This window comes from Cryobacterium glaciale (assembly GCF_004402535.1).
Classification (GTDB): Bacteria; Actinomycetota; Actinomycetes; order Actinomycetales; family Microbacteriaceae; genus Cryobacterium; species Cryobacterium glaciale.
Window position 1 is genome coordinate 158,005 of the sequence record NZ_SOEY01000006.1, and the last position, 13,057, is coordinate 171,061.

Annotated in this window: 13 protein-coding genes; 5 read left to right on the forward strand and 8 right to left on the reverse strand. The window is 64.8% G+C overall.

Going from position 1 to position 13,057, the window contains the following annotated elements; all coding sequences use genetic code 11:
- Nucleotides 1-55: 55 nt before the first annotated feature.
- From tal to pgl, 5 genes are all read left to right on the forward strand, one after another.
- The gene (tal, locus tag E3O06_RS02510) at nt 56-1,198 is read left to right on the forward strand and encodes a transaldolase (RefSeq protein ID WP_134501439.1); all 1,143 of its coding nucleotides are present in this window, start codon (nt 56-58) and stop codon (nt 1,196-1,198) included.
- Nucleotides 1,198-2,799, forward strand: coding sequence for a glucose-6-phosphate isomerase (locus tag E3O06_RS02515; RefSeq protein WP_134501440.1), 1,602 nt, complete (start codon nt 1,198-1,200; stop codon nt 2,797-2,799). The genes tal and E3O06_RS02515 overlap by 1 nt, the downstream gene beginning before the upstream one ends.
- 133 nt (nt 2,800-2,932) lie before the next feature.
- Entirely contained in the window at nt 2,933-4,474 is a 1,542-nt protein-coding gene (gene zwf / locus E3O06_RS02520) for a glucose-6-phosphate dehydrogenase (RefSeq protein ID WP_134501441.1), read from the forward strand.
- A complete protein-coding gene (locus E3O06_RS02525; protein ID WP_134501442.1) occupies nt 4,471-5,433 on the forward strand; it encodes a glucose-6-phosphate dehydrogenase assembly protein OpcA in 963 nt (320 codons plus the stop codon). Before zwf ends, E3O06_RS02525 begins: the two co-directional genes overlap by 4 nt.
- A gap of 2 nt (nt 5,434-5,435) precedes the next feature.
- Nucleotides 5,436-6,221: a 6-phosphogluconolactonase gene (gene pgl, locus E3O06_RS02530; RefSeq protein WP_134501663.1), complete on the forward strand. Its 786-nt coding sequence runs from the start codon at nt 5,436-5,438 to the stop codon at nt 6,219-6,221.
- Between the two features lie 88 nt (nt 6,222-6,309).
- Here the strand turns inward: pgl and E3O06_RS02535 are convergent, their stop codons facing one another.
- From E3O06_RS02535 to rapZ, 8 genes are all read right to left on the reverse strand, one after another.
- Nucleotides 6,310-6,678: an RNA polymerase-binding protein RbpA gene (locus E3O06_RS02535; protein WP_092107849.1), complete on the reverse strand. Its 369-nt coding sequence runs from the start codon at nt 6,676-6,678 to the stop codon at nt 6,310-6,312.
- 156 nt (nt 6,679-6,834) lie between these two features.
- Nucleotides 6,835-7,086 (reverse strand): preprotein translocase subunit SecG, encoded by a 252-nt coding sequence (gene secG, locus E3O06_RS02540; protein ID WP_092107845.1) that lies wholly within the window; start codon nt 7,084-7,086, stop codon nt 6,835-6,837.
- A gap of 130 nt (nt 7,087-7,216) precedes the next feature.
- A complete protein-coding gene (gene tpiA / locus E3O06_RS02545) occupies nt 7,217-8,017 on the reverse strand; it encodes a triose-phosphate isomerase (RefSeq protein ID WP_174843196.1) in 801 nt (266 codons plus the stop codon).
- Nucleotides 8,008-9,222: a phosphoglycerate kinase gene (locus E3O06_RS02550; RefSeq protein ID WP_134501443.1), complete on the reverse strand. Its 1,215-nt coding sequence runs from the start codon at nt 9,220-9,222 to the stop codon at nt 8,008-8,010. Before E3O06_RS02550 ends, tpiA begins: the two co-directional genes overlap by 10 nt.
- Before the next feature lie 10 nt (nt 9,223-9,232).
- Complete coding sequence (gap, locus tag E3O06_RS02555; protein WP_134501444.1) at nt 9,233-10,240, reverse strand: type I glyceraldehyde-3-phosphate dehydrogenase; 1,008 nt, start codon at nt 10,238-10,240, stop codon at nt 9,233-9,235.
- 93 nt (nt 10,241-10,333) lie between these two features.
- Nucleotides 10,334-10,960, reverse strand: a complete 627-nt coding sequence (locus E3O06_RS02560) for a superoxide dismutase (protein WP_134501445.1) — start codon at nt 10,958-10,960, stop codon at nt 10,334-10,336.
- A 102-nt stretch (nt 10,961-11,062) separates the two neighbouring features.
- Nucleotides 11,063-12,043 carry a DNA-binding protein WhiA gene (gene whiA, locus E3O06_RS02565; protein ID WP_134501446.1) on the reverse strand — a complete coding sequence of 327 codons (981 nt, stop codon included), beginning with the start codon at nt 12,041-12,043 and terminating at the stop codon, nt 11,063-11,065.
- Nucleotides 12,044-12,123: 80 nt separating this feature from the next.
- Nucleotides 12,124-12,999, reverse strand: a complete 876-nt coding sequence (gene rapZ / locus E3O06_RS02570) for an RNase adapter RapZ (protein ID WP_134501447.1) — start codon at nt 12,997-12,999, stop codon at nt 12,124-12,126.
- Between the last annotated feature and the right edge of the window lie 58 nt (nt 13,000-13,057).

Genomic DNA, 13,057 nt, shown 5'->3' on the forward strand with positions numbered 1-13,057 from the left:
TCCACCACACCGCATCAGCCCACTGCCTGACGGCAGCACTAAGGAGATTTCAACAATGACAAACTCGACACCCCTCGCCCAGCTGTCAGCAGCCGGCGTCAGCATCTGGCTCGACGACCTTTCCCGCGAACGCATCAACTCCGGCGGACTGCAGGACCTGATCAGGAACAGTAACGTCGTCGGCGTCACCACCAACCCGACCATCTTCGCCGGCGCCCTCGCCAAGGGCGAGGCCTACACCGAGCAGGTCGCGGCCCTGGCTGCGGCCGGCACGAACGTGACCGACGCCGTCTTCGCCATCACCACCGACGACGTCGCTGCCGCCTGTGACATCTTTCGCCCGGTCTACGACTCGACCAATGGCCAGGACGGCCGCGTCTCGATCGAGGTCGAGCCGAGCCTCGCCCGCGACGCTGCCGGAACGGTCGCTGAAGCCCAGCAGCTCTGGGCCAAGGTCAACCGCGCCAACGCGATGATCAAGATCCCCGCGACGGTCGAGGGCCTCGAAGCCATCACGGCGACGATCGCCCTCGGTATCAGCGTCAACGTCACCCTGATCTTCAGCCTTGAACGTCACCGCCAGGTCATCAACGCCTACCTCGCCGGACTCGAGAAGGCCAAGGCCGCCGGTATCGACCTCTCGACGATTCACTCGGTCGCCTCGTTCTTCGTCTCCCGCGTCGACTCCGAGATCAACGCCCGCCTTGAGGCGATCGGAACTCCCGAGGCCCTCGCCCTCAAGAGTCAGGCCGGCGTCGCCAATGCGCAACTCGCCTACCAGGTGTACGAGCAGGCGTTCAGCAGTGAGCGCGCACTCGGCCTGATCAAGGCCGGCGCCACCAAGCAGCGCCCGCTCTGGGCCTCGACCGGAGTCAAGGACGCCAGCCTGCCCGACACCCTCTACGTGACCGAGCTGGTCGCCCCCGAGGTCGTCAACACGATGCCCGAGAAGACCATGCAGGCCGCCGCCGACCACGGCATCATCCCCGCCGACTCGGTCACCGGCTCGTACGCCGCCGCGAACGCCGTACTCGACGCACTCGCAGCCCAGGGCGTCTCGTACGCCGACGTGACCCGCCTGCTCGAAGAAGAGGGCCTGTCCAAGTTCGAGGTGTCCTGGAACGAACTGCGGGGCACCGTACAGACCGCCCTCACCGCCGCCTCGACCAGCGCGGCCCCGACAAGCTCGGCAGTCTGATGAGCTTTCGCATCTCGGTGAGTGGCTTAGCTGCCGATGCCGTGCGCGCCACCGTGCCTGCCCTGGTCACGGATCTGGTCGCCTCCGGCATCACGGCCCTGGATCCCGCCCTGTGGGGCCCTGAGGCCGAAGCCGAGGCCGCTGTGCGCCTCGGCTGGACCGAGTCCGTCGCGGTGTCCCGCCCGCTCGTCGCCGAAATCGTGGAACTGCGGGCCACCCTGCAGGCTCGCGGTGTCAGCCAGATCGCCCTCGCCGGCATGGGCGGATCGTCACTCGCCCCCGAGGTCATCACCCGCACCGCCGGCGTCACCCTCACGGTGCTCGACGCGACCGACCCCGGACAGGTGCTCGCCGCGCTTAACGACAACCTGGCCGGTACAGCCCTGGTGGTTTCGTCCAAGAGCGGTTCGACGGTCGAAACCGACAGCCAGCGCCGCGTCTTCGAACGCGCATTCCGCGCGATCGGTATCGACCCGGCCGACCGCATCATCGTCGTGACCGATCCCGGGTCGCCCCTCGAGGCATCCGCTCGGGAAGCGGGCTACCGTGTCTTCACTGCCGACCCGACCGTCGGCGGTCGCTACTCCGCACTGACCGCCTTCGGTCTCGTCCCGTCGGGACTGGCCGGAGTCGACGTCGGCGCGCTGCTCGACGAGGCCGAATCGATCACCCTGGCCTTGGCCGTGGACTCCCCCGAGAACCCAGGACTCGTGCTCGGCGCGGCGATCGCAGCCACCAACCCGCGGCGCGACAAGCTCGCCATCGTCTCGGACGGGACCCACATCGTCGGCTTCGCCGACTGGGTCGAACAGCTCATCGCTGAATCCACCGGCAAGCTCGGTACCGGCATCCTGCCGGTCGTGCTCGAGCTCGACGCTCCCGAACTGGCCGAGGCGCTGCCGGATGTGCAGCTCGTGCGGGTCGTCGCTGATGCCGGACCCGAACTATTCGGTGACTCAGGCGACGAGATTCGCGTCAGCGGTACCCTCGGGGCCCAGTTCTTAGTCTGGGAGTACGCAACCGTCGTCGCCGGGCGCCTGCTCGGCATCAACCCGTTTGACCAGCCCGACGTCGAGTCCGCCAAGATCGCCACGCGGGGTCTGCTCGACGCCCGCCCGGCGCCGGAGCCGGCCGCGTTCATCGCGGACGGTATTGAAGTGCGTGGTACCCCGCACGTCATCGGTGCCGCGAGCGACCTCGCCTCAGCGATTGATGCGCTGCTCGAGGAGCTCGGCCCTGACGGGTACGTTGCCGTGCAGGCCTATGTCGACCGTCTCGCCCTTCCGGAACTGGCCGAGATTCGCAACAAACTCGCCGCGTTATCGAAGCGTCCGGTCACCTTCGGCTGGGGTCCGCGCTTTCTGCACTCCACCGGGCAGTTCCACAAGGGCGGACCGGCAACGGCCGTCTACCTGCAGATCCTGGCCACGCCGGCGGAGGACCTCGACATTCCCGAGCGTCCGTTCACTTTTGGTGAGCTGATCCAGGCGCAGGCGAGCGGCGATGCCAGCGTGCTCGCCGAGCATGGACGCCCGGTTTTGACGTTGACCCTGACGCAGCCCAAGCAGAACATCAGGGCCCTGTTCCAGGCCCTGGCTTAGCCGGTGGTTGGTTCCTCGCGGGTATTTGCCGGGAGGAACCAACCACCGCACCGATCGTTCCTTTTCACAGCACCCACTGATCTGTCCCTGATGTATCCCGAAATTTTCTGCACTGTCCCGTCAAAGGAGCTGCATGTCCCCGGTGGAAATTACTCCGGAGTTTAATCCGCTCAGGTCACCCTCCGACTATCGCCTGAATCGCATTGCCGGGCCCTCCAGCCTCGTGATCTTCGGCGTCACCGGTGACCTGGCGCGCAAGAAACTCATGCCCGCGGTCTATGACCTCGCCAATCGGGGGCTGCTGCCGCCCGGTTTCGCCCTCGTCGGTTTTGCCCGCCGGGACTGGGACAACGAAGACTTCATGCAGGTTGTGCACGATGCCGTCAAGGAACACGCCCGCACCGACTTCCACGAAGACGTCTGGGCGCAGCTGGCCGAGGGCATCCGCTTTGTTTCAGGCACTTTTGACGACGATGAAGCCTTCACCCGGCTCAGCCAGACAATCGACGACCTCGACCGAGAGCGGGGAACGATGGGCAACCATGCGTTCTACCTGGCGATTCCACCGAAGGCCTTCCCCCAGGTCACCGAGCAGCTGCGCCGCTCCGGCCTCGCCGAGCAGAAAAACGGCCAGTGGCGCCGTGTCGTCATTGAGAAGCCGTTCGGCAGTGACCTCAAGACAGCGCGTCAGCTTAATGACGTTGTTGAGTCGGTCTTTCCGCCCGACTCCGTCTTTCGGATCGACCACTACCTCGGCAAGGAGACGGTGCAGAACATTCTGGCGCTGCGCTTCGCCAATGAGATGTTTGAGCCGCTCTGGAACGCCAACCACGTCGAGCACGTGCAGATCACCATGGCCGAGGACATCGGGGTGGGTGGCCGAGCCGGATATTACGACGGCATCGGCGCCGCCCGCGATGTCATTCAGAACCACCTGCTGCAACTTCTCGCCCTTACGGCAATGGAAGAGCCCATCTCGTTCGACGCCGCCGACCTGCGCGCCGAAAAGGAAAAGGTGCTCGCCTCGGTACGGCTGCCCGCCGACCTCGGCCTCGGCACCGCCCGCGGCCAGTACGCCGGCGGTTGGCAGGGCGGCGAAAAAGTCGCCGGTTTCCTCGAGGAAGACGGCATGAACCCGGAATCCGTCACCGAAACCTACGCCGCCATGCGATTGACGATCGACACGCGTCGCTGGGCTGGAGTGCCGTTCTACCTCCGCGCCGGCAAGCGGCTCGGACGCCGTGTCACCGAAATCGCCGTGGTGTTCAAACGCGCGCCGCAATACCTGTTCGCTCCCGGACAGACGGCCGAGCTCGGCCATAACGCCCTCGTGATTCGGGTGCAGCCCGACGAGGGCGTCACGATCCGGTTCGGATCCAAGGTGCCGGGAGTGGTTATGCAGGTGCGCGACGTGACCATGGACTTCGGCTACGGCCACGCCTTCACCGAGGCGAGCCCCGAGGCCTACGAGCGTCTCATCCTCGATGTGCTCCTCGGCGATCCGCCGCTGTTCCCCCGGCACGAAGAGGTGGAACTGTCCTGGAAGATTCTCGACCCGATCGAAGAGTTCTGGGCCACGCAGGGGCAGCCTGAGCAGTACCGCCCCGGAACGTGGGGGCCCACATCCGCTGATGAGCTACTGGCCCGCGACGGCCGCACCTGGAGGCGTCCATGATCGTCGATCTGCCCAACACCACGACGGCGAAGATCTCGAAAGCCCTCGTTCGCATTCGCGAAGAGGGCGGCGCCGTCGCCCTCGGCCGGGTGCTGACCCTGATCATTGCTTCAACCCTCGGACACGAGGAAGAAGCCATCGAGGCCGCCAATGATGCTTCCCGGGAGCACCCGATGCGCGTCATCGTCGTGTCAACCCAGGAATCCACCGCGTCCGCCGAGACACCCGAAGCACGGCTCGATGCGGAAATTCGGGTCGGCGGCGACGCTGGCGCCAGTGAGGTCATCGTCCTGCGTGCGTACGGCGCCGCTGCGAGCGACCCGGAGAGCCTGGTCACCGGCCTGCTGTTGTCGGATGCTCCCGTCGTCGCCTGGTGGCCGGGGACGGCCCCGGCCGTTCCGGGCGATTCCCCGCTCGGACGCATCGCCTACCGTCGTATAACGGATGCTTCGGCGCAGCCGGATCCACAGTCAGCGCTGCACCATCTCTGCGGGAGCTACCGCCCGGGCGACACCGACTTCGCCTGGACCCGTCTAACCCTCTGGCGCGCCCAGCTCGCCGCAGTGCTTGACCAGCCTCCCTACGAACCGATCACCGGGATCCAGGTCACCGGAGCGGCGGCCTCACCCTCGACAACCCTGCTGGCCGCCTGGCTGCAGATGCAGCTTCAGGTGCCCGTCGACTACGAGCTGACCACCGGCCCCCTCGCCAACGGCGTACACGGGGTACACCTCACCCGCGCGTCGGGGACGATCTCGCTCGAACGAGAGGTGCCCGACATCGCCACGCTCAGCCAGCCGGGACAGCCGATGCAGGATCTGACCCTCAAACGTCGCAGCCTGCGCGACTGTCTGGCCGACGAACTGCGCCGACTTGATCCCGACGAGCTGTATGGTGAGGTCATCACCCGCGGCCTGCCGCAACTCGATGACGTGGTGACGCCAGGAACGGGAGTGTGACCGTGACGAATGAACGCCGCGTGCTGTTGCACCAGAATAAGCAAGCGCTGGCCGGGTCGGTCGCTGCCCGATTTTTGACTAACATGGTCGATGTGCTGGCGAAACAGGACGAAGCCCACGTTGTTCTCACCGGTGGTTCCGTAGGAATTGCCGTTTTGGCCGCCATCAACGAGTCTGCCGCACGCGACACCATCGATTGGTCCCGGGTGAACTTCTGGTGGGGCGACGAACGTTGGGTTCCGCGCGCCGATGCCGAGCGCAATGAGCTACAGGCACGCGATGCTCTGCTCGATCACATCGACGTTCCGCCGGGGAACATCCATGCGTTCGGCGCCTCGGATGATCCGGCTGAAGCTGGGGTGGACCCCCTCGACGCCGCCGCGGCTCGGTACTCAGCAGAGCTGCTCGCACACGCACCGGAGGGTGCCCAGTACCCTCGGTTCGACGTGACATTGCTCGGAGTTGGACCAGACGGGCATATTGCGTCGCTGTTCCCGCACCGATCGGGCATTCGCGAGCGTGACGCCAGCGTGGTCACCGTGCGGGACTCGCCCAAGCCGCCGTCTGATCGCTTGTCGCTGACCCGGCCCGTGCTCAATTCCTCGGACCGAGTCTGGCTCGTCCTGGCCGGCTCCGACAAGGCCTCCGCGCTCGGACTGGCACTTGCGGGCGCGAGCCGCGACGAAGTCCCGGCTGCGGGAATCAAGGGACGCTACCGCACCATGTTCTTCGTCGACAGCGACGCAGCCGCCCAGGTTCCGGAAAACCTCATTGCCCCGGCTTATTAGGCCCGGTCTTCGATGGCCATGAGGTCAAAAAACCGGCCCTCGATTTCCCAAGGGCCGGTTTTTGGTGCGATCTGTCAGGTCAAGCCCGCTAGTTCGTGGGCGACAGCTTGCCGCGGCGAACTCGCAACTGATTGAGCGCCTCTTCAAGGAGCGACTCTGCTTCTTCCTCGGTTCGACGTTCCTTGACGTACGCCAGGTGCGTCTTGTAGGGCTCGAGCTTTACCACGGATGGGGGATTCTCCTTGTCGCGTCCGGCCGGCAGCCCGGATGACGGGCAATCGATGGTCACCGGAATCTCTTCGTCGGGCAGGCTCGCGGCGAAGTACCTTACGGTCTCATTGCCGAGTGCATCCCAATAGGAGACCTTGATGCGGTCCGCGTGGAAACCGCGGTCCTGCTCGCCCATGGGGCCCGCGCCTACACGCGAGCCACGAATTGCGCTGCCGCCTGATGCCATCTTGTTCCTCCGTTGACTCGTGCAGTTGTGCGCTGCATAATCGAGCAATTGTTGGTGCTGCTGAAATACTGTGACCTGAAACTTCAGGCTGACCCTGCGCGGGTTAGCTCCGCGCGGGTAAACTCTGCACAGGGTAACTCTGGACAGGGCGAAAAGTTAAGCCCCGGTGTCAAACTTGGTGATCAACCCGAGCACAACGATGCAGGAGATCCAGAGAAGCCCCAGAATGATCGTGATGCGGTTGAGGTTGCGTTCGGCAACCCCTGAGGCTCCGAGGTTGGACGTCACGCCACCACCGAACATGTCGGACAACCCACCGCCCCGCCCCTTGTGCAACAGAATGAGCATGGTGAGCAGGAGGCTCGTAATTCCAACGAGCACCTGCATGACGACCTGGAGAATCTCCACACGAAACCTTTCAAAACACGGTGGGCGCAACTCTGGCGCCCAGACCATCGTAATTATACCCTGCACACGGGAGCGAGGTGGTTGCCCCGGGGGCAACCACCTCGCCACGCAGTGTCAGGAACGCGTCGGGTTAGAGGTCGACGTGCTTCTGATATCGAACGATGCTGGAGAACTCTGGAATGTCCAGGCTCGCGCCGCCAACCAGAGCACCGTCAACGTTGGGTTCCCGCATGAAAGCTGCGATGTTGCCGCTCTTGACCGAGCCACCATACAGAATGCGGGTCTTGTCGGCTACATCCTGCCCGAGGGTGTCGGCGAGAACGCCGCGGAGCGCGGCGGCAACCTGCTCCGCCTGTTCCGGCGTGGCAGCCTGGCCGGAGCCGATGGCCCAGACCGGCTCATACGCGACGACGATATCGGCGGCGTTGGTGACGCCGGCGAGGGCAGCGCGCAGCTGGGCGACCGGAACAGCGCTCGGACCGTGTACGGCGAGGTCTTCGGCACTCTCGCCGACGCAGATCAGCGGTACGAGATTGTGCTTCAAAGCGGCGGTCACCTTCGCGGCGACCTGCTCGTCGGATTCATTGTGCAGGGTGCGGCGTTCGGAGTGCCCGATGATGACGTACTGGCATTCCAACTGGGCCAGGAAAGCGCCTGAGATCTCGCCCGTGTAGGCACCGGAGTCCTGGGCTGACACATCCTGAGCACCAAAGGCCAGCGGAAGCTTGTCGGCTGACACGAGCGTCTGCACGCTGCGCAGATCGGTGAACGGCGGGAAGACTGCCACCTCGACCGCGGCGAAGTCGTGCCCGGCATCCTTGAGGTTCCACGCGAGCTTCTGCACGAAAGCGATGGCCTGGAGGTGGTCCAGGTTCATCTTCCAGTTGCCCGCGATCAGCGGCGTACGCCGAGGGTTGATGTTCACTGCCATCCGAGGACCTCCAGTCCTGGTAGACGCTTGCCCTCGAGGAATTCGAGGCTCGCGCCACCGCCGGTAGAAATATGACCGAATTGGTCGTCGTGGAAACCGAGGATGCGCACGGCCGCGGCCGAGTCGCCGCCACCGACCACGCTGAGACCGGTGACCTCGGTGAGTGCGGCAGCCACCGTCCGGGTGCCCTCCGCAAAAGGTGCCAGTTCAAAAACACCCATCGGACCGTTCCAGAACACGGTGTTCGACGCGCGGATGATGTCCGCGAATGCCGCCGCGGTCTCGGGCCCGATGTCCAGGCCGAGTCCGGCGGCGCCGAACGGTGTGTTCTCGATTCCATCAGCCGGGGTGATCACGTGCTCAGCGTCGGCACCGAACTTCGAAGCCACCACGACGTCGGTCGGAAGCACGATTTTCACGCCGAGACGTTCGGCCTCGGCCAGGTAGCCGCGAACCGTCTCGATCTGGTCGCTCTCCAGCAGGCTGGCGCCGACAGTGTGCCCCTGGGCGGCGAGGAAGGTGAACAGCATGCCGCCGCCGATGAGCAGGGAATTCACCCTCGGCAGCAGGTGTCCGATGACGCCGAGCTTGTCGCTGACCTTGGAGCCGCCGAGGATGACCGTGTATGGCGCCTCAGGCTTCTCGGTGAGACGATCAAGCACGTCGAGTTCGGCGGCAATGAGCAGCCCGGCCGCGCTCGGCAGGAGCGAGGCAAGATCGTACACGCTCGCCTGCTTGCGGTGCACGACCCCGAACCCGTCGGACACGAGAGCGTCGCCGAGCCGGGCGAGCTGCTCGGCGAAGGCGACGCGCTCGGCATCCGCTTTACTGGTTTCTCCGGCGTTGAAGCGCAGGTTCTCGAGGACGACGATGTCGCCGTCCTCGAGCGCGGCGACGGCCTGGGTGGCTGAATCGCCGACGGTGTCGGTGGCGAAGGCCACCGGGAGATTCACCAGTTCGCTCAGGCGAGCGGCAACCGGCTTCAGACTGTATTGAGGATCGACCGCCCCGTCGGGGCGCCCAAGGTGAGAAACGATCACCACGCGGGCGCCCTGGGCGACGATGGCGTTGAGGGTGGGCAGTGACGCCCGCACTCGTCCGTCGTCGGTGATCTGCCCGTTCTTCAAGGGCACATTCAGGTCAAAGCGGACAATAACCCGCTTGCCGCGCAGCGGTCCCAGCGAGTCAATCGTGCGTAACGTCACCGCGCGGCCCCTAGAGTCGCTCGGCGACGAACTCGGTAAGGTCGACGAGGCGGTTGGAGTAACCCCACTCGTTGTCGTACCACGAAGCAACCTTGACCTGGTCGCCGATCACCTTGGTGAGTCCGGCATCGAAGATCGACGAGTGCGGGTCGCCGACGATGTCGCTGGAGACGATCGGGTCCTCGGTGTAGCTGAGGATGCCCTTGAGCGGTCCCTCTGCAGCAGCCTTGTACGCGGCGTTGACTTCTTCGACCGTGACCGCACGGGAGGCCGTGAGGGTGAGGTCGGTGATCGAGCCGGTCGGGACCGGAACGCGCAGTGCGTAACCGTCGAGCTTGCCGATGCTCTCTGGAATGACCAGGCCGAGGGCCTTGGCCGCACCGGTCGAGGTGGGAATGATGTTGAGTGCGGCAGCGCGGGCACGACGCAGGTCGCTGTGCGGGCCGTCCTGCAGGTTCTGATCTGCGGTGTAGGCGTGGATGGTGGTCATGAGGCCACGTTCGATGCCGAAGTTGTCCAGGAACACCTTGACGAGCGGCGCGAGGCAGTTCGTGGTGCACGACGCGTTCGAGATGATGTTGTGGATCGCGGCGTCGTAGGTGTTTTCGTTCACACCGAGCACGAGCGTCGCGACGTCAGCACCGGTTGCGGGGGCGGAGACGATGACCTTCTTGGCGCCGGCTTCGATGTGCTTCTGAGCATCGACGGCCTTGGTGAAACGACCGGTGGACTCGATGACGATCTCAACGCCGAGGGCGCCCCAGGGCAGGTTGGCCGGGTCGCGCTCAGCCAGCACCTTGATTGGCTTGCCGTTGACGACGATGTTGTCACCATCGACCTCGACGGTGGCGTTCAGACGACCGCCGACGGAGTCGTATTTGAGCAGGTGGGCGAGCGACGCGGGGTCGCTAAGGTCGTTGACAGCGACAATTTCAATGTCGCTGCCCTTGGCGAGGGCTGCTCGGAAGTAGTTACGACCAATGCGGCCGAATCCGTTGATGCCGATCTTTACGGACACAAATAGCTCCTGATTGAGAAAAGGCGCCGCGAGGCGCGATGAAAAGAGTTGGGGGGAAAAGCGGTGCCCCGAATCGCTCGGGGCACCAGCAGGCTACGAGAGTAGCAGCAGTCCGTTCGTCTTCTCGCGTGCCACGGTGAAACGCTCCTGCACGTTTGCCCAGTTCGCGATGTTCCAGAAAGCCTTGACATAGTCGGCGCGCACGTTGCGGTAGTCGAGGTAGTAGGCGTGCTCCCAGACATCGAGCATGAGGACCGGAACGGTCCCGGCAGCGAAGTTGGACTGCTGGTCGAAGAACTGCTGGATGATCAGGCGCTGCCCGATGGAGTCCCACGCGAGGACAGCCCAGCCGGACCCCTGAACGCCGAGAGCTGCGGCGGTGAAGTGCGCCTGGAACTTGTCGAAGGATCCGAAGTTGTCATCGATCGCAGCAGCGAGCTCGCCGACCGGCTTGTCGCCGCCGTTCGGGGACAGGTTCGTCCAGAAGATGGAGTGGTTGACGTGGCCGCCGAGGTTGAAAGCGAGGTCTTTTTGCAGCTTGTTCACGTTGGCGAGGCTTGCGCTGTCGCGGGCCTCCGCGAGCTGGGCCAGTGCCGTGTTGGCGCCGGTCACGTAGGCCTGGTGGTGCTTGCCATGGTGGAGTTCCATGATGGTGCCGCTGATGCTGGGCTCGAGAGCCGCATAGTCATAATCAAGGGTGGGCAGGGTGTATTCGGCCATTACTTATCTCCTTGTGAGTTGTGCCACTGCACCGGGTGCGGCGGCGTTGTAAACGACGTTTTAGTCTACCTGCGGGCGTTGCGCGCCACAGAATTCGTGGCTTTATGCGTCATCGGAATGAACCGGGTATTCAACATCGGTTCCTTCAACGCCAAGTTCGACGGCCTTCTTGTCGGCCATGGCGAGCAGGCGACGAATTCGGCCGGCGACGGCGTCTTTGGTCATCGGCGGGTCGGCGTGGTGGCCGAGCTCGTCGAGGCTGGAATCGCGAAAGTTGAGGCGCAGATCTCCCGCGTAGCGCAGGTGTTTGGGGATGTCTTCGCCGAGGATGTCCATGGCTCGCTGCACTCGCGCGCAGGCGGCCACGGCAGCCTCGGCGGAACGCCGCAGGTTCGCGTCGTCGAAGTTGACCAGCCGGTTCGCGGTTGCCCGCACCTCGCGGCGCTGGCGCAGGGTTTCCCAGTTGAGCACCGTATTGGTGGCTCCCATGTGCACCAGCATGGCGCCGATGGCGTCGCCGTCACGGATGACAACGCGGTGCACCCCGCGGACTTCGCGGGCCTTGGCGGCAACACCGAGGCGGCCGGCTGCCCCGACGAGCGCCATGGCGGCTTCGTTTCCGGGGCAGATGACCTCGAGGGCGGCTGAACGGCCCGGATCGGTCAGTGTGCCGTGGGCGAGGAACGCTCCGCGCCAGACGGCGGCGATTTCTTCCTTCGAGCCCGTGGTCAGCCGATTCGGCAGACCACGAATCGGTCGGCGGCGGGCATCCAGCAGGCCGGTCTGGCGTGCCAGCGTTTCCCCGCCCTCGATCACCTGCACAAGGTAGTGGCTCGACTGGCGGATGCCGGTGGCGGCGATGACCTGCAGGGCGCTGCGCACCCCGTAGAGTTCGGCAAGATCTTTGCGCACCCGGCGAGCCAGGATGGCCGTGTCGAGTTCTGATTCGATCGCGATGCGGCTGCTGATCATGTGCAACCCGCCGGAGAACCGGAGAATCGTGGCGAGTTCGGCCGCGCGCACGGTGGTCCTGGAGACCTCCACGCGCGAAAGTTCATCTTTAACGTCGGCGGTGAGTGCCAATCGCTTTTCCATTCTGTTGATCAGTTGCGTTACGTCTGAGTGGTGAAAGACCGGGGAGCGGATGCTGCGCCCAGCCTCGCTTATTCGCGTCCGAGGTCGCGGTGCTTGATGTTGACCGCGACACCGGGAAGTTTTTCGAGTCGGGACGCCAGTTCCCTGGCCATCGCGACGGAGCGGTGTTTGCCGCCGGTGCACCCGATGCCGATCGTGGCATGGCGTTTGTTCTCCCGCTGGTAGCCGGCCAGCACGGGTGCCAGCGCGGCGGCGTAGTGGTCGATGAATTCGAGGGCACCAGTTTGGGCGAGTACAAAGTCTCTCACCTCCGGGTCGACGCCGGTGTGCGCGCGCAGCTCGGGGATCCAGAACGGGTTCGGCAGAAAGCGGGCGTCAACGACCAGATCGACGTCGGTCGGCAGGCCGTATTTGAAGCCGAAACTCATGATGGTCAGCTGCACACCCGCGCGGCCCTCAGCAGCGAACCGCTCGGTGATCGTCGTCGCGAGCTGGTGCACGTTGAGATCTGAGGTATCGATGACCAGGTCGCTGGACTCCCGCACGGCGAGCAACCGTGAGCGTTCCGCGGCGATGCCGTCGAGTAGAGTGCCGTCCCCCTGCAGCGGATGCGGGCGGCGCACGGATTCGAAACGGCGCACGAGCGCGTCGTCACGAGCTTCGAGGAAGATAACCTGCACCTGCGTGCCGCTGCGCAGCAATTGAACTGTCTCGAGGAAGTCGCCGAACAGGTCTCGGCCGCGAATATCGACGACCGCCGCGATTCTCGGCAGGTTGGTACCGGCCCGTTCGACCAGATCGACCAGCGGCCGCAGCATTTGCGGCGGCAGATTGTCGACGACGTACCAGTCGAGGTCCTCCAGGGCGTTGGCTACGGTGGAACGTCCCGCCCCGGACATTCCCGTGACGATCAGCACTTCCTGCTTGTCGGGGTCCGTAGTCATTCTTGCAAATCGCCTTAATGAGAAGTTGATGGACTAGCAAGCCTACCCAGCGCCGGAC

What these genes read in the sequence shown, in the direction of transcription:
- E3O06_RS02515 (WP_134501440.1), top strand. Translation starts at nt 1,198, where the DNA reads ATGAGCTTTCGCATCTCGGTGAGTGGCTTAGCTGCCGATGCCGTGCGC.
- E3O06_RS02535 (WP_092107849.1), bottom strand. Translation starts at nt 6,678, where the DNA reads ATGGCATCAGGCGGCAGCGCAATTCGTGGCTCGCGTGTAGGCGCGGGC.
- tpiA (WP_174843196.1), bottom strand. Translation starts at nt 8,017, where the DNA reads ATGGCAGTGAACATCAACCCTCGGCGTACGCCGCTGATCGCGGGCAAC.
- rapZ (WP_134501447.1), bottom strand. Translation starts at nt 12,999, where the DNA reads ATGACTACGGACCCCGACAAGCAGGAAGTGCTGATCGTCACGGGAATG.
- E3O06_RS02525 (WP_134501442.1), top strand. Translation starts at nt 4,471, where the DNA reads ATGATCGTCGATCTGCCCAACACCACGACGGCGAAGATCTCGAAAGCC.
- zwf (WP_134501441.1), top strand. Translation starts at nt 2,933, where the DNA reads ATGTCCCCGGTGGAAATTACTCCGGAGTTTAATCCGCTCAGGTCACCC.
- E3O06_RS02560 (WP_134501445.1), bottom strand. Translation starts at nt 10,960, where the DNA reads ATGGCCGAATACACCCTGCCCACCCTTGATTATGACTATGCGGCTCTC.
- tal (WP_134501439.1), top strand. Translation starts at nt 56, where the DNA reads ATGACAAACTCGACACCCCTCGCCCAGCTGTCAGCAGCCGGCGTCAGC.